At 30.4% G+C, this 26,583-nt stretch carries 26 protein-coding genes and 1 other RNA gene; 14 read left to right on the forward strand and 13 right to left on the reverse strand.

The features are described from left to right. Positions 1-91 precede the first annotated feature (91 nt). Both carB and rpmH read right to left on the reverse strand, forming a co-directional pair. Positions 92-2,947, reverse strand: coding sequence for a carbamoyl-phosphate synthase large subunit (gene carB / locus ACTF56_RS10875; RefSeq protein WP_438966936.1), 2,856 nt, complete (start codon positions 2,945-2,947; stop codon positions 92-94). A 291-nt stretch (positions 2,948-3,238) separates the two neighbouring features. Beyond that, a complete protein-coding gene (gene rpmH, locus ACTF56_RS10880) occupies positions 3,239-3,400 on the reverse strand; it encodes a 50S ribosomal protein L34 (RefSeq protein WP_035665819.1) in 162 nt (53 codons plus the stop codon). Between the two features lie 154 nt (positions 3,401-3,554). Between rpmH and ACTF56_RS10885 the strand changes: the two genes are divergently transcribed. Then, positions 3,555-4,070 carry a DUF2892 domain-containing protein gene (locus tag ACTF56_RS10885; protein ID WP_438966937.1) on the forward strand — a complete coding sequence of 172 codons (516 nt, stop codon included), beginning with the start codon at positions 3,555-3,557 and terminating at the stop codon, positions 4,068-4,070. 162 nt (positions 4,071-4,232) lie between these two features. Here ACTF56_RS10885 and ACTF56_RS10890 read toward each other — a convergent pair whose 3' ends face one another. Both ACTF56_RS10890 and ACTF56_RS10895 read right to left on the reverse strand, forming a co-directional pair. Continuing rightward, positions 4,233-5,111, reverse strand: a complete 879-nt coding sequence (locus tag ACTF56_RS10890; RefSeq protein ID WP_438966938.1) for a lytic transglycosylase domain-containing protein — start codon at positions 5,109-5,111, stop codon at positions 4,233-4,235. Then, positions 5,098-5,781 (reverse strand): alpha/beta hydrolase, encoded by a 684-nt coding sequence (locus ACTF56_RS10895; RefSeq protein ID WP_438966939.1) that lies wholly within the window; start codon positions 5,779-5,781, stop codon positions 5,098-5,100. Before ACTF56_RS10895 ends, ACTF56_RS10890 begins: the two co-directional genes overlap by 14 nt. A 49-nt stretch (positions 5,782-5,830) precedes the next feature. Here ACTF56_RS10895 and ACTF56_RS10900 point away from each other — a divergent pair, with 49 nt between their 5' ends. After that, positions 5,831-6,112 (forward strand): GNAT family N-acetyltransferase, encoded by a 282-nt coding sequence (locus tag ACTF56_RS10900; protein ID WP_438966940.1) that lies wholly within the window; start codon positions 5,831-5,833, stop codon positions 6,110-6,112. 50 nt (positions 6,113-6,162) lie between these two features. Here ACTF56_RS10900 and mtaB read toward each other — a convergent pair whose 3' ends face one another. Next, the gene (gene mtaB, locus ACTF56_RS10905; RefSeq protein WP_438966941.1) at positions 6,163-7,491 is read right to left on the reverse strand and encodes a tRNA (N(6)-L-threonylcarbamoyladenosine(37)-C(2))-methylthiotransferase MtaB; all 1,329 of its coding nucleotides are present in this window, start codon (positions 7,489-7,491) and stop codon (positions 6,163-6,165) included. A gap of 146 nt (positions 7,492-7,637) precedes the next feature. Here mtaB and ACTF56_RS10910 point away from each other — a divergent pair, with 146 nt between their 5' ends. Next, positions 7,638-7,940 (forward strand): hypothetical protein, encoded by a 303-nt coding sequence (locus ACTF56_RS10910; protein WP_438966942.1) that lies wholly within the window; start codon positions 7,638-7,640, stop codon positions 7,938-7,940. A gap of 4 nt (positions 7,941-7,944) precedes the next feature. Here ACTF56_RS10910 and ACTF56_RS10915 read toward each other — a convergent pair whose 3' ends face one another. Next, positions 7,945-9,120, reverse strand: a complete 1,176-nt coding sequence (locus ACTF56_RS10915) for a GlmU family protein (RefSeq protein ID WP_438966943.1) — start codon at positions 9,118-9,120, stop codon at positions 7,945-7,947. Between the two features lie 137 nt (positions 9,121-9,257). Continuing rightward, positions 9,258-9,512: a type B 50S ribosomal protein L31 gene (locus tag ACTF56_RS10920; protein WP_438966944.1), complete on the reverse strand. Its 255-nt coding sequence runs from the start codon at positions 9,510-9,512 to the stop codon at positions 9,258-9,260. Between the two features lie 234 nt (positions 9,513-9,746). Here ACTF56_RS10920 and ACTF56_RS10925 point away from each other — a divergent pair, with 234 nt between their 5' ends. The 5 genes from ACTF56_RS10925 to ACTF56_RS10945 are packed head-to-tail and all read left to right on the forward strand — an operon-like array spanning position 9,747 to position 15,511. Then, positions 9,747-10,277 (forward strand): DUF4199 domain-containing protein, encoded by a 531-nt coding sequence (locus ACTF56_RS10925; RefSeq protein WP_438966945.1) that lies wholly within the window; start codon positions 9,747-9,749, stop codon positions 10,275-10,277. Continuing rightward, positions 10,278-11,222, forward strand: coding sequence for a glycosyltransferase family 2 protein (locus ACTF56_RS10930; RefSeq protein WP_438966946.1), 945 nt, complete (start codon positions 10,278-10,280; stop codon positions 11,220-11,222). It begins immediately after the preceding gene. Positions 11,223-11,247: 25 nt separating this feature from the next. Next, entirely contained in the window at positions 11,248-12,975 is a 1,728-nt protein-coding gene (locus ACTF56_RS10935; RefSeq protein ID WP_438966947.1) for a phospho-sugar mutase, read from the forward strand. Then, a complete protein-coding gene (locus ACTF56_RS10940) occupies positions 12,975-14,804 on the forward strand; it encodes an ABC transporter ATP-binding protein (protein WP_438966948.1) in 1,830 nt (609 codons plus the stop codon). The genes ACTF56_RS10935 and ACTF56_RS10940 overlap by 1 nt, the downstream gene beginning before the upstream one ends. A 5-nt stretch (positions 14,805-14,809) precedes the next feature. Further along, positions 14,810-15,511, forward strand: a complete 702-nt coding sequence (locus ACTF56_RS10945; protein WP_438966949.1) for a hypothetical protein — start codon at positions 14,810-14,812, stop codon at positions 15,509-15,511. A 4-nt stretch (positions 15,512-15,515) separates the two neighbouring features. On the opposite strand, the gene ACTF56_RS10950 is transcribed toward ACTF56_RS10945, so the two are convergent. The 4 genes from ACTF56_RS10950 to ACTF56_RS10965 form a co-directional block, all read right to left on the reverse strand. Then, positions 15,516-16,148: a hypothetical protein gene (locus ACTF56_RS10950; RefSeq protein WP_438966950.1), complete on the reverse strand. Its 633-nt coding sequence runs from the start codon at positions 16,146-16,148 to the stop codon at positions 15,516-15,518. 56 nt (positions 16,149-16,204) lie between these two features. Continuing rightward, positions 16,205-16,936 carry a hypothetical protein gene (locus ACTF56_RS10955; RefSeq protein WP_438966951.1) on the reverse strand — a complete coding sequence of 244 codons (732 nt, stop codon included), beginning with the start codon at positions 16,934-16,936 and terminating at the stop codon, positions 16,205-16,207. A 129-nt stretch (positions 16,937-17,065) separates the two neighbouring features. Next, positions 17,066-19,516 carry a TonB-dependent receptor gene (locus ACTF56_RS10960; RefSeq protein ID WP_438966952.1) on the reverse strand — a complete coding sequence of 817 codons (2,451 nt, stop codon included), beginning with the start codon at positions 19,514-19,516 and terminating at the stop codon, positions 17,066-17,068. Positions 19,517-19,526: 10 nt separating this feature from the next. Continuing rightward, positions 19,527-21,176, reverse strand: coding sequence for a M23 family metallopeptidase (locus ACTF56_RS10965; protein WP_438966953.1), 1,650 nt, complete (start codon positions 21,174-21,176; stop codon positions 19,527-19,529). 201 nt (positions 21,177-21,377) lie between these two features. Between ACTF56_RS10965 and ACTF56_RS10970 the strand changes: the two genes are divergently transcribed. From ACTF56_RS10970 to rny, 4 genes are all read left to right on the forward strand, one after another. Further along, positions 21,378-21,668, forward strand: a complete 291-nt coding sequence (locus ACTF56_RS10970) for a hypothetical protein (protein WP_438966954.1) — start codon at positions 21,378-21,380, stop codon at positions 21,666-21,668. A 6-nt stretch (positions 21,669-21,674) separates the two neighbouring features. Beyond that, positions 21,675-21,968 carry a cell division protein ZapA gene (locus ACTF56_RS10975; protein WP_438966955.1) on the forward strand — a complete coding sequence of 98 codons (294 nt, stop codon included), beginning with the start codon at positions 21,675-21,677 and terminating at the stop codon, positions 21,966-21,968. A gap of 49 nt (positions 21,969-22,017) precedes the next feature. Then, a non-coding RNA gene (gene ssrS / locus ACTF56_RS10980) (6S RNA) lies at positions 22,018-22,129 on the forward strand. Between the two features lie 51 nt (positions 22,130-22,180). Then, complete coding sequence (gene rny, locus ACTF56_RS10985; protein ID WP_438966956.1) at positions 22,181-23,743, forward strand: ribonuclease Y; 1,563 nt, start codon at positions 22,181-22,183, stop codon at positions 23,741-23,743. 70 nt (positions 23,744-23,813) lie between these two features. Here rny and xerD read toward each other — a convergent pair whose 3' ends face one another. After that, entirely contained in the window at positions 23,814-24,713 is a 900-nt protein-coding gene (gene xerD, locus ACTF56_RS10990; protein ID WP_438966957.1) for a site-specific tyrosine recombinase XerD, read from the reverse strand. Between the two features lie 74 nt (positions 24,714-24,787). After that, positions 24,788-25,369 (reverse strand): outer membrane beta-barrel protein, encoded by a 582-nt coding sequence (locus ACTF56_RS10995; protein ID WP_438966958.1) that lies wholly within the window; start codon positions 25,367-25,369, stop codon positions 24,788-24,790. A 157-nt stretch (positions 25,370-25,526) separates the two neighbouring features. Here ACTF56_RS10995 and ACTF56_RS11000 point away from each other — a divergent pair, with 157 nt between their 5' ends. Both ACTF56_RS11000 and aroQ read left to right on the forward strand, forming a co-directional pair. Further along, the gene (locus ACTF56_RS11000) at positions 25,527-26,066 is read left to right on the forward strand and encodes a porin family protein (RefSeq protein ID WP_438966973.1); all 540 of its coding nucleotides are present in this window, start codon (positions 25,527-25,529) and stop codon (positions 26,064-26,066) included. An 80-nt stretch (positions 26,067-26,146) separates the two neighbouring features. Further along, a complete protein-coding gene (aroQ, locus tag ACTF56_RS11005; RefSeq protein WP_438966959.1) occupies positions 26,147-26,560 on the forward strand; it encodes a type II 3-dehydroquinate dehydratase in 414 nt (137 codons plus the stop codon). Positions 26,561-26,583 lie beyond the last annotated feature (23 nt).

Raw genomic sequence — 26,583 nt, forward strand, 5'->3', positions numbered from 1 at the left:
CGTAACAGAATTAATTCTGTTACGATTTAACTATATTTGAATTATTAACGAGTCAACCTTTTTTAGGACAACTCATAGTCATAAACTTAAATTACTTACTTAAGTACATTTTTCTTCTTGAATACAATTCGTAAAATTGATCGTCTTTTAAATCATCAATAAACAAGATGCTTTCACCAGTTGATTTCATTTCTGGACCTAAAGCTTTGTTTACATTTTTAAACTTGCTGAAAGAGAAAACAGGTTGCTTTATGGCAAATCCTTTTAATTGTGGGTTAAAAGTAAAATCTGTTACTTTATTTTCACCCAACATCACTTTCGTAGCATAATTTACATAAGGCTCACCATAAGCTTTTGCAATAAAAGGAACGGTTCTAGAAGCTCTAGGGTTGGCTTCAATAATGTAAACCGTATCATTTTTAATTGCGAATTGGATGTTGATTAACCCAACTGTTTTTAGAGCACGAGCAATTTTGTGTGTATGTTCTTTGATTTGTTGCATTACAAATTCACCTAAATTGAAAGGTGGCAATGTTGCGTTACTATCACCAGAATGCACCCCACATGGTTCGATGTGCTCCATAATTCCGATAATATATACATTTCCATCTGCATCACAAATGGCATCTGCTTCAGCTTCAATTGCACCATCTAAATAATGATCCAACAGTAATTTATTTCCAGGAATTGACTTTAACAAATCAATTACGTGTTCTTCTAGTTCTTGTTTGTTGATTACGATTTTCATTCCTTGTCCACCTAAAACATATGATGGACGAACTAAAAGTGGAAAATCTAAAGTATCTGCTAAAATCGAAGCTTGTTCAGCACTTTCTGCAATTCCAAATTTAGGGAAAGGGATATTTAACTCTGTTAATAAATCGGAAAATCTTCCTCTGTCTTCCGCTAAATCTAAAGCATCAAACGAAGTTCCTAATATTTTGATTCCATATTTTGAAAGTTTTTCTGCTAATTTTAAAGCGGTTTGTCCACCTAATTGCACGATAACTCCTTCTGGCTTCTCATGACGAATGATATCGTAGATATGCTCCCAAAAAACAGGTTCAAAGTATAATTTATCTGCTGTATCAAAATCAGTAGAAACCGTTTCTGGATTACAATTAATCATGATCGTTTCATAACCACATTCTTTAGCAGCTAATACTCCATGAACGCAAGAGTAATCAAACTCAATTCCTTGTCCAATTCTGTTTGGTCCAGAACCTAAAACGATAACTTTCTTTTTATCTGTAACAATACTTTCGTTATCAACGTAAGTTGTTCCATCTGCTTTTTGAATTTCGGCTTCAAAAGTGGAATAATAATAGGGTGTTTTGGCTTTAAATTCAGCGGCACAAGTATCAACAAGTTTGTAAACTCTATTGATATTTTGCTCATCTCTTAATTTATAAACTTGACTTTCCAAACAACCCATCATGTGCGCAATTTGTCGGTCACCATATCCTTTTTGCTTAGCTTCAAGCAATAATTCTCTTGGCAAAGTATCAACTTTATATTTTGAAATTTCTCTTTCTAAGTGGAATAATTCTTCATATTGCTTCAAGAACCACATGTCAATCTTCGTAATTTCATGTATTCTACTCAAAGGAATTCCCATAGCAATAGCATCATAAATCACAAATACTCTGTCCCAACTCGCAAAAGTTAGTTTTTCAATGATTTGTTCGTAATTTTTATACCCTTTTCCGTCAGCTCCTAACCCATTTCGTTTAATTTCTAACGACTGAGTAGCTTTATGAAGGGCTTCTTGGAACGAACGTCCAATTCCCATTACTTCACCAACAGATTTCATTTGAAGTCCTAAGGTTCTGTCTGCTCCTTCAAACTTATCGAAGTTCCAACGCGGTATTTTTACAATTACATAATCAAGAGTTGGTTCAAAAAGAGCCGAAGTTGATTTTGTAATTTGATTTTGTAATTCATCAAGATGATACCCTAAAGCCAATTTAGTAGCAATTTTTGCAATTGGATACCCTGTAGCTTTTGATGCCAATGCCGAAGAACGAGAAACCCTAGGGTTAATTTCGATGGCTACGATATCTTCCTTTTCATCTGGTGAAACTGCGAATTGCACGTTACAACCACCTGCAAAATTTCCGATAGAACGCATCATTAAGATGGCCATATCTCTCATTTTTTGGAAAGTTGTGTCCGATAAAGTCATAGCTGGTGCAACCGTGATACTATCTCCAGTATGAATTCCCATTGGATCCATGTTTTCGATAGAACAAATGATTACTACATTATCATTTTTATCTCTTAATAATTCTAATTCATATTCTTTCCAACCTAAAAGTGCTTTATCAATAAGTACTTCGTGAATTGGTGACATTTCTAAACCATAAGTCAGTTTTTCGTCAAATTCTTCTTTCGTATGTACGAAAGCTGCTCCAGTTCCACCAAGCGTAAACGAAGGACGAATCACTAATGGAAATCCGAATTCTTGAGCAATTTCTTTTCCTTGTAAAAATGAAGTGGCAATTTTTGCAGGTGCTGCTCCTACTCCAAGTTTGGCTAAAAGCTGTTTAAATTGTTCTCTATCTTCTGTGATATTGATTGCGTTAACATCAACACCAATCATTTTAACATTGAAATCATTCCAAATTCCTTTATCATCCGCTTCTAAACAAAGATTTAAAGCGGTTTGTCCACCCATTGTTGGCAAAACTGCATCAATCTGTGGATGTTCTTTTAAGATTTGAATTAAAGATTTTGTGGTAAGTGGCAATAAATATACATGATCAGCCATGGATGGATCTGTCATGATGGTTGCAGGATTCGAATTTATCAAAATTACTTCAATTCCTTCTTCACGAAGCGAACGTGCGGATTGTGAACCTGCATAATCAAATTCACATGCTTGTCCGATTACGATTGGACCTGAACCTATAATTAAAACCGATTTGATTGAATTGTCTTTTGGCATGTTGTAGTGTTGTTATTTTTATAGAGACAACTCGCTAGTTGTCAGTACGATTTGTTGTTGTTTATTCCTTTGCCCTAGCCCTGATTATCTCACTCAACATTTATTTTCAAAGGTGTTCGATGAACACTTCGTGTTTGTAGTGAAAATCCTTTTTATTTTTTCTTTAAAAATAAAAAGATTGCAACGAATAGCAGGAAATAGCTTCTAAAACTTATTAATTTTTATAAACAAGTTTAAAAAAAAGCCGCTACTAATAAAAGTAACGGCTTGATATTGATTAGTAGCTAATCATTATTTTTTATGTCTTGGTTCGCAAGAAACAGTTAATTTGTGTCTTCCTTTTGCTCTTCTACGTGCAAGGACTTTTCTTCCGTTTGGAGTACTCATTCTATCCATAAACCCGTGTTTATTTCTTCTTTTTCTTTTCGATGGTTGAAACGTTCTCTTGCTCATTGCTTTATATCTTTAAAAATCTATTTTTATTATGCGTTATAGCTTCCTATAAAATCGAGTGCAAATATACAAAGGTTTTTTTCATTTACAAGTAGTTTTTAAAATATTTTTTAGTTAGAATTTATTACCTTTGCTACAAATTAAAAAACTTAGTATGTTAAATAAGAATATCAAATTAATTTTAGCAGGATTAATCATTGTTTTTGCTATATATCAGTTTACAGAAGGCAATATTGGAAATGGAATTTTTTTACTACTCTTATCTGTTGTTCCCATTTTTTTATATTTTAAAAATGAATTAATTTTATTAGCGTTCTTAAAATTGAGAAAGCAAGATATGGTAGGTGCAAAATCTTGGTTAGATAAAATTAAAAATCCAGAAAGCGCTTTAGTTAGAAAACAACAAGGTTATTATAATTATTTAAACGGAATTATGGTTTCACAAACCAATTTGACTCTAGCTGAAAAATATTTTAAAAAAGCTATTGAACTCGGTTTAAGTATGGATCAAGATTTGGCTTTAGCTAAATTACAGTTGGCAGGAATTGCAATGACAAAAAGAAGAAAAATTGAAGCTACTAGTTTAATGAATGAAGCTAAAAAGTTAGACAAACACGGCATGTTGAAAGATCAAATTATTATGTTGAAACAACAAATGAAGAAGATTTAAGATTTTCGGATTTTCAGCTATTGGATTTTCAGATAAAAAAAACACAAATTAAATAAAATAGTTTGTGTTTTTTTTATTCTGTAACTTTTAGATGACTAAAGGCAATAAAAATTTTAGTTTTATTTTAATTATGATTTCTTAATTCAGATTTCTAAATTCTAGTTATTCTGGAACTTCAATTAAGTAGGTTTTGCCTGAAGCTACAGCTAACTTTTTATCTCTCAACCATGGATTTAAGACTTTTAAAGTTTTGTAATTTGTGCCTTGTTCAATTGCAAATGTCGCCAAGTCTTCGATAGAGCTTTCTATGTACAATTTTTTTGTAGAAACATTTACATACAATTCCTTTTGAGGAATATCAAAACCATATTTTGGAGCATTTTTCATAATTTCTTTTAACGCTAGAATTCGGAACACATAACGACCCGTTTCTTCATAAAATAAAGCATCATAGTAGCTTGTTACTTGTTGTGCTTCTAAAACTCTATTAATTCCAGCCATTCCGCCATTGTATGAAGCTGCCACTAAAGTCCAATTTCGAAATTTTTTATAAGCATCATTTAAATACTTACATGCTGCTTCGGTTGATTTTTCTAAATGATAACGCTCATCAACTTCACTTGAAACTTCCATTCCGTATTCTTTTGCAGTTGTAGGCATAAACTGCCAGACACCTCTTGCTCCTGCTGGTGAAACTGCATTTACTAAACTGCTTTCAATTACCGCTAAATATTTAAAATCATCTGGAATTCCATTAGCTTTTAAAATTGGTTCTATGATTGGAAATACTTTATTAGCGCGTTTTAACACTAAAGTTGTATTGGAATGATAATTTATGTTGGTCACCATTTCTCTATCCAAACGCTCACTCACATCATTATCTGTCGTTGGAACTGCTTCTCCAGCAAAATTAATTTCGCTTGGCAAAGGAACAGAATGACTCATTTTGATAATTGTAGAAGAAGTTGCATAAACAAATAAACTGCTTACTACTAAAATCAATGCTATTTTGAATACTTTTTTAATATTATGATTCCTCATTTTTTGAGTTGTTTTTTTGAATTAATATAGGTAAATTTTTATTGAACCATCTGTATTTATTCATGATCATGATGTGTGTTCCTCCTTTTATTGCAATACAATCTTTTATGTTTTTAATTGGAAAAACTCCATCTTCTGTACCATGAATATGAATAACGTTTTGATCTGGCTTGGTTCTTTGCCATAAAATTACACTTTCTATAGCCCAATCCAAATATTTTTTATCCCGCATTTGCAAATATTTTTCATAGAGCTTTAATCTTCTTGAAACTACATTTTCACCAAAAGCATATTTTACTAAAATTTCAATGTTTGAAAACAAATGTGTTGGCACTATTTTATATGCTTTCGTAGTTTTTGCTACCTTCAATCTTAATGGTAATTCTTTGTTAGATTTAATACTTGAAATTATAATGGTTTTCTTTGTTTTTATATGATTGCTCATTTCTTGAACCAAAATTCCACCAAAAGAAACGCCAACTAATACAGGATTTTCATGTTTGATTTTTTTTGTCATTCGAAGAGCGTATTCTTCAATAGTTTCATTAGTTTTAGGCAAAAACCATTCCAAAAAATACATTTCATAATCCTCTTCAGGTAACTTGATGTATTCATATATTAAAGAACTTGCTGCTAGCCCAGGAACAAAGTAAACCGCTATCTTAGCCATATTTCGTAAAAAAATTAGTAACTTTGTAAATATACAAATATCATTACTAATGGAAATCAAAGATAACGAACTTTTAAGACAATTTGAAATAATTACCGATACTGGTTTGGTTGCGATCGAGTATTCATTACATGATAGAAAGCTGTTTTTAACTAAGTTTTGTGAAAATGAAAATACGGATTTAGATTTACATAGTGAGTTTATTAAAAATGTTTTAGCTATTGCCGAAGAACGAAAATTAAAAGTTGTTCCTACACATTTAACCCTTATAAAATTCTTTAGAAAAAACAGAAGATATCAAGAAATGCTTCCTCCAGGTTTGAAATTATAACAAAAATGCTCTTAATTAAAAGAGCATTTTTTATGTAATATTACTAAATTTTAAACCTCAACATTCAAAAACTCCATTCTCACACTTCCATCATCATCGATTTTTGACAACTTTATTTTATGTAATGTATTTGCTAGTTCAGGATTCCATGGTGTTTTTACTTTTACATAGTTTTCTGTAAAACCATGAATATATCCTTCTTTGTTTTCGCTTTCAAATAAAACCGTTCTGTTGGTACCAATTTGACTTTCGTAAAAAGCTCTACGTTTCTTTACTGATAAACCTCTTAGCATTTTACTTCTTTTTGCTCGGACATTCTTTGGCACTACTCCATCCATTTCAGCTGCTTCTGTATTGTCTCTTTCAGAATACGTAAATACGTGTAAATAAGAAATATCTAAATCATTCAAAAAATGATACGTTTCTAAAAAATGTTCGTCTGTTTCACCCGGAAAACCAACAATTACATCCACACCAATACAAGCATGAGGCATCACTTTACGAATTTTATTGACTCTATCTACATACAATTCACGTAAATAACGACGTTTCATTTTCTTTAAAATAGCGTTACTTCCAGATTGTAATGGAATATGAAAATGAGGAACAAAGGCTCTTGATTTTGAAACCAATTCAATCGTTTCATTTTTTAGTAAATTGGGTTCGATTGATGAAATTCGCAAACGTTCAATTCCTTCAACTTTATCCAATTCGGTTACTAAATCTAAAAAAGTATGTTCGTGTTTTTTGTTTCCAAATTCCCCTTTTCCGTAATCCCCAATATTTACACCTGTTAAAACTATTTCTTTAATTCCTTTGGCAGCAATTTCAGCAGCATTTTTCAAAACACCTTCCATTGTATCACTTCTGGAAATTCCTCTTGCCAATGGAATCGTGCAATACGTACATTTATAATCACAACCATCTTGTACTTTTAAAAAAGCACGCGTTCTATCTCCAAAAGAATAACTTCCTACATAAAAATCGGCTTCTTCAATCTCACAAGAATGCACTTCACCCATGTCATTTTTTGACAAATCGTTGATGTAATCGGTAATTTTGAATTTTTCTGTTGCTCCTAAAACTAAATCAACTCCGTCAACAGCTGCTAGTTCTTCTGGTTTTAATTGTGCGTAACAACCAACAGCAGCTACGAAAGCATTTTCGTTAAGTTTAAGTGCTTTTTTAACAACTTGCTTGAATTGTTTATCGGCATTTTCAGTAACTGAACATGTATTGATTACATACATATCAGCCACATCTTCGAAATCTACTCGTTCAAATCCTTCTTCTTGAAAATTTCTCGCAATGGTTGAAGTTTCAGAGAAATTTAACTTGCATCCTAAAGTGTAGAATGCGACTTTTTTTTTGTTTTCCATAAGTTTGCTCAATTGATGAAATCGTTGTCAAAAAATTGAGAATGCAAATTTAGGTAAAATTTTAAAATAATAATAGCCACAGATTCACAGATTTAAATTTGTAACTTTTTGGTAATTTGTTGCGTATAATTATTAAACTAAAAATTATGGCTGGTGAAGGATCAATGATGCATGCTATTATTACAATAAGAAATAATAGACGTAATAGAATTTCTAAATTAGAGCGATTGAAAAACACCTCAAATCATAGAGAAGATCTTATTGAACAAAAAAAAGCTTCACCCGAACTATTAAGAAGTATTAGAACAAAACTTCAAAAAGAAAACAAAAAACTCATTCGATTAACCCTAATTAGAACAAGTTTTCTTATGATTTTCATTTGCATTTTACTTTATATTATTAATGTAAATTGGCAAAAAATTGCTGTTTATTTTAATATAAATTTCTAAAATATTACTCTTTTCTAAATTTTTTAGTTTCTTCGAAAACATGTTCTAGAATTTTTGCATCTTCTTCTGTAAATTCGATTTTTCTTCTACCCATAACAATTTTTGCAGTTTCAAAAGCTTTTTTGGTAATGTAAGTTGTAAAACCAGAAGCTCCACCCCAAGAAAAGCTTGGCACAAAATTACGAGGAAATCCTGATCCAAAAATATTTGTTGAAACTCCTACAACTGTACCTGTGTTAAACATAGTATTAATTCCGCATTTAGAATGATCACCCATCATTAAACCACAAAATTGCAAGCCTGTTTTAGCAAAACCTTCTGTTTCATAACTCCACAAACGCACCTCATCATAATTATTTTTTAGATTGGAATTATTAGAATCAGCACCAATATTACACCATTCACCTAAAACTGAATTTCCTAAAAACCCATCATGACCTTTATTTGAATATCCAAAAAGCACTGAATTATTGACTTCACCTCCAATTCTAGAATGTGGTCCAACAGTTGTTGCTCCGTATACTTTCGTTGCTAATTTTACTTGAGCTTCTTCACAAAGTGCAAATGGTCCACGAATTACAGAACCTTCCATAATTTCTGAGTTTTTCCCAATATAAATTGGTCCAGTGGAAGCGTTTAAGGTTACAAATTCCATTTTTGCTCCTTCTTCAATAAAAATATTTTCTGGAGCAATCACATTAACGCTTTTTGGAATAGGTTGTGATTTTCTATCTTGAGTTAAAACATCATAATCTTCGCGAATGGCACTATCATTTTTTTCAAAAATATCCCAAGTGTTTTGAATTTGAAGCACATCACCCTCAAATTCTATTAAATCATAAGTATCAAAATCTACTTCTTCTTGAGTGTCATTAGTAAAAAAAGCAACTATTTCGTCTTTATAAACTATGGCTTGATTATTTTCCAAATTCAACACCATTTCTACCAAAATCTCATTTGGTAAAAAAGAAGCATTTATCATAACATTTTCTTCCATTTCCACCATTGGGAATTTTTCCATCAGATATTCCTCAGTTAAAGAAGTGGTTGTGTATCCTAAATACAATTCCCATTTCTCTCTAATGGTAAGAATTCCAACACGAATATCTGCTACTGGTCTAGTGAATGTAAAAGGTAATAATGCATTACGAACAGTTCCGTCAAAAAGTATATAGTTCATGGTTATTTTTTAATAATGGAGGGACAAGTCGTGACTTGTCCGTACCTACGATTATTTTTTGATGATTCAAAAGTACAATTTATTCCATAAAAAAACCCCCCAAGTTGGAAGGTTTTATATGTTTTGAAAAATTTCGATTATTTTTTATCGAATTTTGCATATTTAGTTTTGAATTTATCAATACGTCCTGCAGTATCGATAAGTTTAGATTTACCTGTGTAAAAAGGATGAGAAGTTCTAGAAATTTCCATTTTATAAACTGGATATTCAACACCTTCGTGTGTAATAGTTTCTTTAGTTTCTACTGTTGATTTTGTAATAAATACATCTTCGTTACTCATGTCTTTGAAAGCTACTAATCTGTAATTTTCTGGGTGAATTCCTTTTTTCATCTTTGTAAATCTTTTTATTTGTTGGCTACAAACCGTTCTGATGCTTTCTCATTTAATTGAAAAAGGTATAAACGTTTATAACTTTTTGTTTATAATCTTTATTATTTTGAGAGTGCAAATTTACACTTAATTTTTAATTAACAAGCACTTCTGTAACTTTTTTTATTTTTTTATCACTTATATAGGTAAACTTTATTATTTCTATATTTGTAAAACAATTTAAACAAACTAACTATGAACGAAATTATCAAAAAAAACGCAATTAAATATGGTATTATTTCTGGGCTAATTGCCATTTTGAGCACCACAATTATGTATGTGATTGACTATAAGCACTTTGTTAACATCTGGATTGGATTGAGTTTGTTACTAGTGTATATTATAGTTGGATGTTATCAGTTGATTGAACTTAGAAAAAACCTTGATGGTATTATGTCATTTAAAGACGGATTCACAGGTTACTTTTTAGGTGCCATGATTGGAATTGCAGCTTCAACGGTTTTCTCAATTATTTTATTTAACTTTTATGACACTGAAACAAGAGATCTTATCACAGAATCATTGATTAAATTTCAAGTTGATAATTTAAAATCTTTTAATGTGCCAGTAGAAAAAATTAAAGAAGCCGTAGAGCAAATCAAACAAACACCTCAATTTAGTACCATTGGTTTACTAAAAAGTTTTGCAGGGTCTTTGGTTGGTTCAATAATTTTCGGTTTAATATTAGCTGCCATTTTCAAAAGCAAACCACAAGAACAATACTAAATGAATCTATCCATAATTATTCCTTTATTAAACGAGCAAGAATCGTTACCCGAATTACATCAATGGATTGAAAAAGTGATGATTACGAATAATTTTTCGTATGAAATTTTATTCATTGATGACGGAAGTACTGATGATTCTTGGATAACCATACAACAATTATCCAAAAAAGATACTAATGTTAAAGGCATACGTTTTTTAAGAAATTATGGGAAAAGTCAAGCATTACATGCTGGTTTTGCTCAAGCCAAAGGGCAAGTCATCATCACTATGGATGCCGATTTACAAGATAGCCCTGATGAAATTCCAGAATTATACAAGTTAATTACCGAAGAAAATTTTGATTTAATTTCGGGTTGGAAAAAGAAAAGGTATGACTCGGTTGTATTCAAAAATATTCCGTCAAAACTATTCAATTGGGCAGCTCGAAAAACTTCTGGTGTCAAATTACACGATTTTAATTGTGGCTTAAAAGCTTATAAAAATACAGTAATAAAAAATATTGAAGTTTCTGGTGAAATGCATCGTTACATTCCTGTTTTAGCAAAAAATGCTGGATTTAACAATATTGGCGAAAAAATAGTAATTCATCAAGCCAGAAAATATGGAACTTCTAAATTTGGTATAAGTCGCTTTATAAATGGTTTTTTAGATTTGATTACCATTTGGTTTTTATCAAAATTTGGAAAAAGACCCATGCATTTATTCGGTTTATTAGGAACTATTATGTTTTTAATAGGATTTTGCTTAGCTTTATATCTTGGAATTGACAAACTGTTTGTTCACAAAACCAGTAGACTAATTACCAACAGACCACAATTTTATATAGCTTTAACTTCTATGATTTTGGGCACACAATTATTTTTAGCTGGATTTTTAGGAGAAATTATTTTAAGAACTAAAAACAATGAGGAACGCTATAAAATTTCAGAAAAAATAGCATAAATAGCAATAATACATTTGTAAAAACATGAATATAGATCAAAACATTTTAGACAAAGTAAACATTTGGTTAACGCCAACATTTGATAATCAAACCCAAGAAGAAATTAAAGAAATGATGACTTCTTCTCCAGCTCAGCTTGAAGATAGTTTTTATAAAAATCTAGAATTTGGGACTGGTGGAATGAGAGGAATCATGGGTGCTGGAACTAATAGAATAAATAAATATACTTTAGGTAAAAACACACAAGGTCTTTCTGATTATTTGAAAAAATCATTTCCTAATGATGCAATAAAAGTAGTCATAGCCTATGATTGTCGTCATAACAGTGATACTTTGGCTAAAGTCGTAGCTGATGTGTTTTCTGCAAATGGTATAAAAGTCTATTTGTTTTCTGAACTAAGACCTACTCCTGAATTATCTTTTGCTTTAAAATACTTAAACTGCCATGCTGGAATCGTTTTAACAGCATCTCACAATCCACCTGAATATAATGGATATAAAGTGTATTGGCAAGATGGTGGACAATTAGTACCACCACAAGACGGAGAAATCATCAAATTGATTGAAAGTTTGGAATACAGCGATATAAAATTTGAAGCCAACGAAAATTTAATTGAATACATAAATCAAGAAGTAGATGATGCATTTGTAAATTCAACTGTTGAAAATGCAAGTTTTAACACGCCTCAAAATGCTAAAGACAATTTAAAAATAGTGTATACCCCTTTGCACGGAACTTCTGTAAAATCGGTTCCTGCTGTTTTGGCAAAAGCGGGTTATAACAATGTAAATATTGTTAAAGAACAGGAAGTTCCTGACGGAAATTTTCCAACAGTAAAATCACCAAATCCAGAAGAACCAGAAGCTTTAGCTATGGCAACTGCTTTGGCTGAAAAAATAAATGCTGATATTGTTGTAGGTACTGATCCTGACAGTGACAGAGTTGGTGTTGCGGTTCGAAATTTAGAAGGTGAAATGGTGTTGTTAAATGGAAATCAAACCATGGTTATCATGACTGCCTTTTTACTTGAAAAATGGAAACAAGCAGGAAAAATTAACGGCAATCAATTTATTGGTTCTACTATTGTATCAACACCTATGATGTTGGAATTAGCTTCAGCTTATGAGGTAGAATGTAAAGTGGGTCTGACAGGTTTTAAATGGATTGCAAAATTTATTAAAGATTTTCCTAATCAAGAGTTTATTGGTGGTGGAGAAGAAAGTTTTGGCTACATGGTTGGGGATGCGGTTAGAGATAAAGATGCGGTTTCTGCCATACTATTAGTGTGCGAAATTGCAGCAATAGCAAAAGCAAACGGCAGCAGTTTATATCAAGAATTATTGAATTTATATGTCGATTTTGGTCTTTACAAAGAACACTTAATTTCGTTAACCAAAAAGGGAATTTCAGGATTACAAGAAATCAACCAAATGATGATTGACTTGCGTGAAAACCCAATGCAAGAAATTAACGGAGAAAGAGTCGTTATGATTGAAGATTATCAAAACAGCACAGCCAAAAATATGATTTCAGGTGAAGTTGAAAATTTAAACCTACCTAAATCCAATGTGTTGATATATTACTTAGAAGACGGAAGTAAAATTTGTGCAAGACCAAGTGGTACAGAACCAAAAATAAAATTCTACTTTAGTGTAAATGATACATTAGATAAAGCAGAAGACTTCAAAAAAGCAGAATTACAATTAGATAATAAAATCAAAAATATCATTGCAGCAATGCAGTTGAACTAATGGACGAAAATTTAAAAAAAATTATTCCTTTTGGTCTGAAGTATAAAAAAGACATCGTATTAAATATTGTATTCAACATTTTTTATGCGCTATTTTCTACTTTGTTAATGGTTTCATTAATCCCTACATTAAATGTGATTTTTGGATTAAATGAAAAAATAACTTCAAAACCTGTGTTTAACGGAATTGAAAACATAAAATCATTTTCAGAAAACTATTTAAATTATAAAGTAACCCAATTAACCACTGATTTTGGTTTTGAATTTGCTATTTTATTTGTTATTTCAATCATTATAATAACAGCCTTATTAAAAAATATATCTAATTATTTTGCTTCTTATCATGTAACAAGATTAAGAAATGGTGTTTTAAAAGATCTTCGTGAAAAACTCTACAATGTAATCATCAATTTACCAGTTTCATTTTATTCTGAACGAAGAAAAGGGGATGTAATGTCAAGAATGTTAGGCGATGTTAATGAAGTTAAAAACTCATTTTTTCAAGTTTTAGAATTGGTGGTTAGAGAGCCTTTAACAATCTTATTTTCAATTGCAACTATGTTTATTATTAGTGCAAAATTAACTTTATTTGTATTTATATTTATACCGTTATCAGGCTTTGTAATTTCAAAAGTTGGAAAAAACTTAAAAGCAAAATCAACCAAAGCTCAAGAAGAAAATGGAATTCAAATTTCAATTTTAGAAGAAACTTTAAGTGGATTAAAAGTAGTAAAAGGATATAACGCAGAAAATATTTTTATTTCCAAATTTAACAAATCGCTTAACCAACTTTTGAGAATTTCAAACAGCATTGAAAACAGAAACAATTTAGCATCACCACTAAGCGAATTTTTAGGAATTGTAACCATTGCTGTCTTACTTTGGTATGGTGCACAATTAGTTGTTGTAGAGCAATCTTTACTACCGACTACATTCATTACATACATTGCATTATCTTATACTATTTTGACACCAGCAAAAGCTATATCAAGAGCGTCATACACCGTGAAAATTGGTCTTGCAGCAGCCGAACGTGTTTTTGAAGTTTTAGAAACAGAAAGTAATGTTGTTGAAAAACCAAATGCGTTGATTAAAAACACTTTTGACAAATCAATAAAAATCAAAAACGTTAACTTTAGATATGAAGATGAATATGTATTGAAAAACTTTTCATTAGACATTGTGAAAGGAAAAACTATAGCACTTGTTGGTCAATCCGGTTCTGGTAAAAGTACGATTGCTAATTTACTGACACGTTTTTACGATGCAAATGAAGGAACTATTGAAATTGATGATACCAATATTAAAGATTGGAATTTAAAATCGCTAAGAAGTTTAATGGGCTTAGTTACACAAGATTCAATTCTTTTTAATGATACCATCAAAAACAATATTCTTATTGGAAAACCTGATGCTACCGATGAAGAAATTATCGATGCATTAAAAGTTGCCAATGCTTATGAATTTGTAAATGATTTACCAAACGGCATTGAAACCAATATTGGTGATGCTGGTGGAAAACTTTCTGGTGGACAAAAACAACGTTTGTCTATTGCAAGAGCTGTGTTGAAAAATCCTCCAATCATGATTTTAGATGAAGCTACTTCTGCTTTAGATACGGAAAGTGAAAAATTAGTTCAAATAGCATTAGAAAACATGATGCAAAACAGAACGTCTATTGTTATTGCACACCGATTATCAACCATTCAAAAAGCTGATGTAATATTTGTAATGCAAAAAGGTGAAATTGTTGAACATGGAACGCATAGCGAACTTTTAGCAAAAGAAGGAACTTATGCAAAATTAGTAATGATGCAATCTTTTGAATAAATAAAATGTATCAAAACAATTCCAATATTAATCTTACCACCAACGAAGATACTATTGTGTGGAAATATTTAGATTTATCCAAATTTTTAGACATGCTCCTGTCGAAAAGGTTATTCATGTCGCGTTCGGATAAATTTGAAGATCAATACGAAGGCACATTTTCGGAACCCACATTTGAAGAAATAAAAAAAATTGCAGCCAATAATTCCAAATTTTTAGATTACTACAAATCGCATCGAGAAAAAGTTGTTATAAGCAGTTGGCACATAAACGAATATGAATCGTTTGCTATGTGGCAAATTTTTACAAAAAACAATGAAGGTTTAGCCATTCAATCTACTATTGGAAGACTTAAAAAAGCTTTAGAACCTGAACGCAAAACACAGCAATATATTGGTGAAGTAAATTATATTGATTACAAAAAAGAATATATTCCTTTTGACGATTCTTTTTTTCCGTTTTTATTTAAAAGAAAAAGTTTTCAATATGAACGAGAAGTTCGCATCATTTCTGATGTTACATCAGACAACTTAAAAATCAATGATGGTTTAAAAATTGATGTAGATATCAATCAATTAATTGAACGCATTTACATTCATCCAAAAAGTGAAAATTGGTATAAAAATTTAGTAATTGAATTGGTTGAAAAACTTGGTTTTGGATTTACAATTGAGAAATCGGATTTGGAAAGTGATATTCTGATTTAGAGATTTATTTATCTGTATTTAAAAATGTAATTTCATCTTTTAAGAGCTTGAAAATATTGTTTAGATTATATTCTGATTTATAAGAATAATAATTACCTAAAGAATCAATCAAAACAAAACTTCCACAAGGATAATGTAATGGAAAAAAGGTTCTTTCAATTATAGCTTCTTTATCTTTTATCCAGTTTAATTGTCCATACTTTTCTGTGCCATCTATAGATTTGTATACGAAAAACTGTTTAACATTTTTAATTTTCTTAATTTTTCTTAAAAAGTTCCGATAACTTTCTCTAGCAAAATCTTCATTCCCTGTTGAATTACAATAATCTTTACCAGGATAATAATTTATTACAATAAACTTATTTTCTGTAAAATAATTCTCATCAGTAGATAAACTAGATTTTATTGAATCTAATAAATTAATTGAAATTTTTCCTTTCCTCTCTCTTTTTACACTTACATTAACAAAAACTGAATCAGCATCATACTTTAACTTTAAGTAACCATCACTAAAAGTGCTTTTATCAAACTCTATTTTAGAAATATACTCTAAATTGTCATTTAAGTAAATATCTTTTTTTTGCCCAAACGAAAATATAAAAGTAAAAAAAAGAAAACTAGAAATAAATAATTTCATTAAATAATATTTTTTCATTCGATAACCACAAACTAAACACTGCTCACTGACAACTTTTAAATAGGCATGTACTCTTCTACTTTCCAAGCTGAATCTAAAAGATTTATAAAATGGTAATGTACTTTGTCATTTTTATCAAAAGCTCCGTTTTTATTGATATCTTCAACACATCTAAAATACAAACGGTTTTGCACTTCCACTACATTCCAATCTAAAACTTCATTAAAATCTTCTGAAACTTTTACAAAATTTGTTCCGTCAGCAAAACTTAATGCCAAAGACTTAATGTCGTCTTGATTGATAATTCCGTCTTTATTGGTATCGTTATTCATCAAAGTATAAACTAAAATTTGCTTTTTGGTTTTTTCGGCAATGGTGTTTAAATAAGCAACTCTCTGGATTTGAACTTTTTCATTGGTTAAACTTCTAACCGTTGTAGAATCTATGTGTTGAAATTTTAAATCGTCAAAATAACCTGTTAATTCAAAACCATCATAATTTGAAATGGAATAACTAATGTCATTAATTTTACTTGAAGAACTTGAATAGGAATTCTTTACATAATCATTAACCCTAACTTCACCAATAGGATGAATCAGATACTTAGTTCCTTCGATAAAAACAGGTAAATCTGCAATTTTAACCGAAGTAGTATCTTGCGATTTTGTCTTTTTTGCAGTACTTTGTTTAGTTTCTTCGTAAGAAAGTTTTGGAGTTACTTTTTCTTGTTTACAACTAATTATCATCAAAAAAACTACAAAAAGGCTATAAATAGATTTATTTTTCATTGCAAGGTAATTATTGTTTTAAAGGACTTATTATCCCTTTTTACTTAATGATGTTCTATTACACAAACGTTTGTTAGTGTCGATTTCATGATGGGAAATTTATCCTCAAATATAACAAAAAAACTATTCTTATAATCTAGCAGACAACTTTAAATTGAAAACTCGAGTTGTTAAATAATTCGGTATTCCGTATTGACTCTTTGTATACACATCTCTCACCCAAGTATTGGTAATGGCATTTTGATTGTTGAACATGTTAAAAATTTCGAATCCAAATGAAAAATCACTAAACGGTTTTAACCAATTTTTTGAAGACTTGATAGACTCATCTTTAAATACATAAGAAAAACCTACATCAGCTCTACGGTAATCATTTAATCGCAATTGGTATTGATAAGGATCAGCGTACGATGGCGAACCACCAGGCAATCCTGTATTATAAACTAAATTAAGATACAATTTTAAGTTAGGAATATTGGGCATGTAATCTTGAAACAATATGGCAAATTTTAAACGCTGATCGGTTGGTCTTGCAATAAAACCTCTGTTATCTTGATTTTCTTCTGTTTTCAAATATCCAAAAGTAAACCATGACTCGGTTCCAGGTACAAATTCACCATTAATTCGAGTATCAAAACCATAAGCATAAGCGGTTGCATCGTTATTAGCTCTGTATCTAATTATCACATTATCAATAGTATACGTATTAACATCCGTAAAATTCTTATAATATGCTTCTGCCAATAATTTGAATTTTTTATCATTAATTTTAAAACTATAATCACTTCCTAATACAAAATGCATGGATTTTTGTGCTTTTACATTGGGTTGCAAAGCACCATCATAATCTCTTAATTCTCTGTAAAATGGAGGTTGATTATACATTCCGACAGCTATTCTAAATAACATATCCTTTTTCCAATAAGGCTTAATAGCTAATTGAACTCTAGGAGAAATAACTACTTGAGATTTTCCTTTTACATTTTGATCTTGAACTTGCCATTGATGAAAACGAGTTCCTACAGACAACCAATATTGTCCGTTATCCCATTTTCCTTGATAATTATATTGTCCGTATCCCGAAAAACGATTAATGGTTGAATAATTAGTTGCTCTTACATCTTGATAAGGCGTTAATGGATAAACATTGGGCTGATAAGGTTGGTTGTTTGGAAAATCTAAAATTGTGGGTGGTAATGAAAAACCAGCAGAATCTATCACTTCCCATTCCACAATTCGATCCTTAATATCTTCACGTGTGTATTTAAAACCCCATTCGACTTCTGATTTGGTATTTAGTTTATGAAAACCCTTGACTTCAGCATTAATAATTAAGGCATCTAAATCGTTTCGTGCATGATTTAATTGCGAACCAATACCTCTTGTAAATTGAATATCACCAAAAGTTTCCGAACCAATATTTGTATCAACTTCTCCCAAAGCATATTGTGCCAAAATATCGTAATATTCTTGTTCAATGGTATGATAAGAAGACGCGATGAATTTTAATTTGTTGTTTTCATTGTATTGATACACTCCTTTTAAAGCTCCAAAAAGGGTTCTGTATCTATCTTTTTCTTGGCCTTCATAAAAGACCTGAACACCGATAGGTTGATCGATAGTTCCAAAGTTAGTTTGTCTAAATAAGGGTTGATAATCGTATCTGTTTTGAGAAATATTTCCTAAAAAACTCCAATTCCATTTTAACGATGCGTTGTAGTTTATTAGAGTTTGAACATCTAAAAATGTAGGTGTAAAATTAGTTTGTGTATCTTGACTGTTGACCAACAAACTGTTGTTTCTGTATCGAAATCCAGTAATATTACTCCATTTTTGATTTTTTGAAACCCCTTCTACAGAAGCATTTATACCTAAAAAACTGGCATCAATACTAGCTCCAAATTGTTCTGGGTTTCTGTAAGTAATATCTAAAACTGAAGCCATTTTATCACCATATTTAGCTTGAAAACCACCTGCAGAAACATCTACATTTTCAACCATATCTGTGTTTGTAAAACTCAAACCTTCTTGTTGTCCTGAACGAATTAAAAAAGGCCTATAGACTTCAATTTCATTAACATAAACTAAGTTTTCATCATAGTTTCCTCCACGAACAGAATAAGAAGTACTCAACTCGTTATTACCACTAAAACCGGGTAATGTTTTAATAATGTTTTCTATTCCAGCGTTTGCTCCAGGAATTTTTCTAATAATTGAAGGTGGAATTGCCGTTACTCCTGAAATTCGTTTTTCGCTTACGCCTACTAACTCTATTACACCAATGGTTTCTTGACTGGTGTTTAAAACAGGATTAAATTCGTAATCTTCATTTTTGTTTAATTCAACAGTTATAGTAACTTTTTTAAAAGAAATGTGTGAAAAAACGACAGTTACTATTTTATTGGAAGGAATTAACAGAAAATAGGAACCATCTTTTTGAGTTACAGTACCTTTATCGTCTGCATTAACAGATACATTGGCAATAGGTTGATTGAATTCATCTAAAATAACACCTTTAATACGTGCTGTTTGAGCGAAAGAAAAAGTGCAAAATAGTAATAAAAATAAAATATTTTTCAAGTGAAATTTTTTAGTTGTTTTTGTAAAAATTGCTTTCAAAGGTAGTAGAATTATTCATTTTATCTTTTACTACTAACTTAAATTTATTCTTCCCTTTAACGTAAATATTATCGGATAAATTGTGAACCAATCGTTTTGTTTTGTAATCGTATTCCATTAAAATCCATTGTTCATTTAAATAGGCTTTATAAGAGTCAATTCCTGACAAATCATCGGTAATTTTAATACTTATAATTTGTTTGTAATCTAAGTCTTTTTCTTCAGAAAAATTAGGAGCATAAATTCTGGGAGCTTCTTCATCCATAACCAACTTATAAGTACCTAATTTTTTTATTCTTGTGGAAATAGTTTGCCCTTTTATACTTGAAGTATTATAATAAACACGATTATCATCCACAGAAGCAATAAAACTTTTATCAATTTCATTTTGACTTAAGCTACTAACATCATAAGAAATCGTATAGTATCCTTTTACTGGAATTTCATCTTCATGCAAATATAATATATCATCTTTAGAAGTCATTTTCATTTTAAAATCTTCATAAAATAAATGTTCAGGAAAATAAATGGACCAATTTCCTTCTTTAAAAAAATATTCTTTACTGGTTTTAATGGTTTTTCTGTTTGTGATGGTGTCTAAAGGAGTTTCAGATGTGTTTTGTTTATAAACTACAGGAATCTCAATAATAGTGGCGTTTTTTGAAAAATCTTCAACCACAATTTTATAATTATAAGATGCTAAAGGTTGGGTTTTTAATATTCCGTTTCTTGGGTTTGATTCAACAATAGACAAAGGATATTTATTTTTAATGAATAACTTTTGCAAGCGTTGTCCCATATTTTTATATTGAAAATAATCAATAAAATAATTAATATGTCTAGATTCATTGAAAGAAAACGAATCAAACTGATAACTAAAATAAGGCACACCATTTACAAATGTAGAAACTTTATAAATTCCGTTTTTATTGTAAGCGTTGGTCATGTTGTCAAATGTATTGATTCCAAAGCCTATTGCACCGTTGGTATAAATCTTGGTAGCTTTATAGTTCCCTTCTGCATCGGCTGAGATGGCAATATTTTGAGCATCAAAACTGTCATTAATTGCAATTGAATCATTAATAGGGTAAACTTTTATACCATTAATTTTTGGCTTTCTTTTATCAACAACGTATTTATCAAAACCAAATAAAAGTGGATTTAAAATATTTTCTGATTGGGTATCTCTAAACTCAAAATGTAAATGAGGACCACCACTACCACCACTATTTCCCGAAAAAGCAATTACTTCACCTTGAGTTACTGGTAATTCAGACGGTTTTAAAAACAGTTCAATTTCATATTCTTGTTCTTTGTAATGCTGTTGGTTTATGTAGGCTTCAATTTTACCATTTCCTTTTTGAAGATGGGCATAAACTGTTGTGTATCCGTTGGGATGCGTTACATAAATAGCTTTTCCATAACCCCAAGTAGAAATTTTAATTCTAGAAACAAAACCGTCAGCGGAAGCATAAACGGGCAATCCTTCTTTTCCTTGAGTTTTCAAATCCAATCCAGAATGAAAATGATTGCTTCTCAATTCACCAAAAGAACCAGAAACATCCAACGGAATATCTAATGGAGAAGCAAAATAATCCTTAGGATAATCTTGAGAAAACATTAAAAAACAATTAAAAAAACAAATTATAAATTTTTTCATTTCATAAAAATCATAATAAAAAAACTAAAATATACATTTAAACACTTACAAAACAAGTAAAAAGAAAAAAAGTATGTTTTTATTCATAAAATTTTTGAAAAACAATTGCAATTTAAATTTCAAATACTAACTTTGTAGATATTGTATTGAAAAAAATGTTATATGAGTGGATTAACTGAACTGATTGATTCTCTTGAAGTTAAATTTTCTAAGATGTACCACAAAATGGCAACACTTGAAAAGAAAAATCAAGAATTATCTGACGAATTGAATAAATTCAAAGAAAACAGTCAAAAGCAGTTGTCTTTAATTGATGATTTAAATTATCAACTAGAAAATCTTAAAACAGTAAATGCAATTTTAGGCAGTGAAGAAAATAAAAGAGAAACGAAACTCAAAATAAATTCATTAATTAGAGAAATCGATTATTGCATAGCTCAACTTTCTGATTAGAAAGCAATGGAAGAAAAACTAAAAATAAAAATATCAATAGCAGACAGAGTTTACCCTTTAACAGTGGAACACTCTCAAGAGGAAGGACTTAGAAGTGCTTCCAAAAAAATTGATAGTACTATAAAACAGTTTGAGCAAAATTATGCTGTAAGAGACAAACAAGATGTATTGGCCATGTGTGCTTTACAATTTGCCTCGCAAGTAGAACAAAAACAAATAGACACTTCATTAGAATATGAAGATTCCAGAGTTCGACTTGAAAAATTAAATGAAAAATTGAATAAGATTCTCACAAAATAAGCGTTCTTACATACAAACAATACTGCCTACATTAGTAAATATTTGGTAAACTCAACAGACACAAATTAAAATGAGTGAATCTTCGTTTCTAAAGCAAGCCATACCTAGAGTAAGGATCCTTGAACAACGAGTTAGCTCAAAACTTGTATAAATTAGAGTTTATGCAATTCCCTAATGTAGGCTTTTTTTATAATTTTTTTTAAACCCCATTTATGGATATAGTAAGTATAATAATAGGAATAGTCGTTGGTTTAGTACTCGGTTTTGTAGTAGCTAAAATTTTAGAGAAGAACAATGTTTCAAACTTGATTAAAAACGCAAAAAAAGAAGCAAGTTCAATACTAAAAGAAGCGAAAAACGAAGGAGAATCAATCAAAAAAGATAAACTTCTTCAAGCTAAAGAAAAATTTTTAGAACTAAAATCGGAACACGAAAAAGAGATTTTATCTAAAGATAAAAAAATGGCTGAAGCCGAAAAAAGAACTAGAGACAAAGAATCGCAAATATCTAGTGAATTAGCTAAAACAAAAAAAATCAATGACGATTTAGAATCTAAAATCAAAGACTATAACACTAGACTTGATTTCTTAGACAAAAAACAAATTGATGTTGAAAAAATGCACAAATCTCAGATTGACCAATTAGAAGTAATTTCTGGTTTATCTGCAGAAGATGCAAGAAATCAATTGATAGAAAGTTTGAAAGCTGAAGCAAAAACTAATGCTATGGCTCACGTTCAAGAAACCATTGAAGAAGCCAAATTAACAGCTCAACAAGAAGCTAAAAAAATCATCATAAGTACCATTCAGAGAGTTGGAACAGAAGAAGCTGTAGAAAACTGTGTGTCTGTTTTCAATATTGAATCAGACGATGTCAAAGGTAGAATTATTGGTCGTGAAGGGAGAAACATTAGAGCTATTGAAGCTGCAACAGGCGTAGAAATTATAGTTGACGATACTCCTGAAGCAATCATACTTTCTTGTTTTGATCCCGTAAGAAGAGAAATTGCTCGTTTGGCATTACATAAATTAGTTACTGACGGAAGAATTCACCCTGCTAGAATTGAAGAAGTTGTAGCAAAAACTCAGAAACAAATTGAAGAGGAAATCATTGACATCGGTAAACGTACTGTTATTGATTTAGGAATTCACGGATTACATCCTGAATTAATTAAAATCGTTGGTAGAATGAAATACCGTTCTTCGTACGGACAAAACTTACTACAACACTCAAGAGAAGTAGCTAACCTTTGTGGAATTATGGCAGCTGAACTTGGTTTAAATGTAAAACTAGCCAAAAGAGCTGGTTTACTTCACGATATTGGAAAAGTCCCTGATACTGAAAGCGAATTACCTCACGCTATTTTAGGAATGCAATGGGCTGAAAAATATGGTGAAAAAGAAGAAGTTTGTAATGCAATTGGTGCTCACCATGATGAAATTGAAATGAAATCTTTAATTTCGCCAATCATTCAAGTATGTGATGCTATTTCAGGTGCTAGACCAGGAGCTAGAAGACAAGTTTTAGATTCTTACATTCAACGTTTGAAAGATCTTGAAGATATTGCTTACGGATTTACAGGTGTAAAAAGTGCTTATGCCATTCAAGCTGGTAGAGAGTTACGTGTAATTGTTGAAAGCGAAAAAGTTTCGGACGAACTAGCTGCAACATTATCATTTGAAATTTCGCACAAAATACAAACTGAAATGACTTATCCAGGTCAAGTTAAAATTACTGTAATTAGAGAAACTAGAGCTGTTAACATAGCGAAGTAAACTCTTTAATTCCAAATATAAAATTCCAAATTCCAAGTTTAACTTTTGGAATTTGGATTTTTTTTGCTTTTTATTTCCTTGGGTGAAATTGGGTCAAAACTTCAGACAAAAACTTTCTATCTAAATGCATATAAACTTCTGTAGTTGTAATGGACTCATGTCCTAGCATTAACTGAATGGATCTTAAATCAGCACCATTTTCTAACAAATGAGTTGCAAAGGAATGCCTGAACGTATGTGGACTAATTGTTTTATTAAGATTTATTTTGAGTGCTAAATCTTTAATTATAGTAAAAATCATTGCTCTAGTCAACTGTTTTCCTCTACGGTTAAGAAAAAGAGTGTCTTCATAACCTTTCTGAATATTCAAATGAGATCGAATTTGCTCTTTATAGATTAGAACATACTTTTCTGTTGATTTTCCAATGGGAACAAAACGTTGCTTATCTCCTTTACCGGTGACTTTAATAAATCCTTCTTCAAAAAATAAATCAGAGATTTTCAAATTGGTTAACTCTGAAACACGCAAACCACAACTATACAATAGCTCTAACATGGCTCTGTTTCGTTCACCTTCAGGAGTGGATAAATCTATTGCTGCAATTAACAAATCAATTTCAGTCGTTGAAAGTGTGTCTGGTAATTTTCTTCCTGTTTTAGGAACTTCAATTAATTCCAAGGGATTGTCTTTTCTGTAATCTTCAAATAAAATATAAGTAAAAAAACTTTTTAATCCAGAAATAACTCTGGCTTGACTTCTGGCATTTACTAAAGAAGCAATATGATAAATAAATTGCTGTAAAGTTTCTTCTGTAATACTGATTGGAGTTTGAGAAATGGAATGTTCTTCTAAAAAAGCCACTAACTTTTCGATATCAAACGTATAATTCTCAATGGTATTTTTAGACAAACCTCGTTCGAGTTTCAAATAATTTTGATATTCTTTAATGTAAGATTTCCAGTTACTCATGACTCAAAAATACAAAAAATAAGCATAAAAAAATCCCGAATTTCATCGGGATTTTAAAATAAAATATAAATCAATTAAAATTTATAAAGTACTCCAAAGTTAATTGAACTTAAATCAAAGTCTAATGCAAAAGAATTTGTTTTATCAGCACCATTTCCACCATTATCATCAGTAGTATATGTTAAACCTGCCCATCCAGCTTCAATAGCAAAACTATTTGAAACAAAATAATTCATTCCTAAACCTAAACCAGCATTTACGCCTTTAGATTTTGCATTAGTCAATTTATTTTCAAAAGACATAGTATCAAAACCAAGTTCTGTGAAAAGTGAAAATTGTGAAGCAGGTGTAAAATAATATCTACCAAAAGCTCCTACAGAAAAATAAGTATTATCTGAAACATCAACATTTGCACTTTCAGCTTTACTTGTTCCATAACCTAATCTAGCTCCTATAGCTATGTTTTCTGACACAAAATATCCCATCTTAGGAGATACAATAAAAACAGACTCTTTAAAGTCACCTGTTTTTTCAGAGCCAATTGATAAACTACCTGATACAAACATATCACCTTTAGAAAACCCATTTGATGACTCTTGTGCATTTGCAAATCCAAATGCAAAAACTGCTGCTGAAGCGAATAATAATTTTTTCATTTTGTTTTAATTTAAAGTCATATTTAAATTTAAAAAATAATAAATTAGCAAAACAATTCGTTATAATTATTTATTAACAGAATATTTTTCTGACAAATAAAGTATATTTGCAGTTAAATAAACATAAAAACCTATTTACCAATAAATTATGAAAAATATGAAAGGAATTATTTTTGCAATCATGTTAACAACTATAACGTTTTCGTACAGTCAATCCAACGTAAGATTTGGTGTAAAAGCAGGTGTTAATTATGCCAACTTTAGTGGTTCAGACATTAATACAGATGCTATTACAAACTACCATGCAGGTATTTTGGTGGAATTAAAACTATTTGATAATCTTGCTATTCAACCAGAACTACTTTATTCCACAGTTGGTGCAAGTTATGATTTTGTAGGAAATGAAATTAAAAACGAATTGGGATACATTTCAATTCCTGTTCTCGCAAAGTTTAACTTATCACAATCTCTTTTTTTAGAAGTTGGACCACAAGCAGGTTTCCTGTTAAGTAATAAAGACGAAGTGAACATAAATGATTACAATACCTTCGATTTTTCTGTTAATGCTGGTTTAGGAATTAACATTTCAAAAAACCTATTTGCTAACGCAAGATACAATGCAGGATTAACTGAAGTATCAAGATCAGCTGATGTAAAAAATTCAGTCTTTCAAGTTTCTGTAGGATTGTTATTTTAATCTAAATAATATCTTAAATTTCTATTAAACCATTCTTACACAAGGATGGTTTTTATATTTTTACACAAACTAAACAAAAAATGAAACTAATAATTATTAATGGTCCAAACCTAAATTTATTAGGCAAACGTGAACCAGAAGTTTATGGCAACCAATCTTTTGAAGATTATTTATTAATGTTAAAAACAAAATTCCCATCCTTACAATTGGAATACTTTCAAAGCAATATTGAAGGCGAAATAATTTCCAAAATTCAAGAAACTGGATTCACTTTTGATGGTATAATTTTAAATGCTGGTGCATATACACACACATCCATTGGAATTGGAGATGCCATTAAAGCTATTACAACTCCTGTAATTGAAGTCCATATTTCTAATACGTTTTCAAGAGAAACTTTTAGACATCAATCCTATATATCACCTAATGCAAAAGGAGTGATAATAGGTTTTGGATTAAAAAGCTATGATTTAGCCATTCAAGCCTTTTTATAACATTTCATACAACCGTTTTCATT

Source organism: Flavobacterium sp. (assembly GCF_965657075.1).
GTDB lineage: Bacteria > Bacteroidota > Bacteroidia > Flavobacteriales > Flavobacteriaceae > Flavobacterium.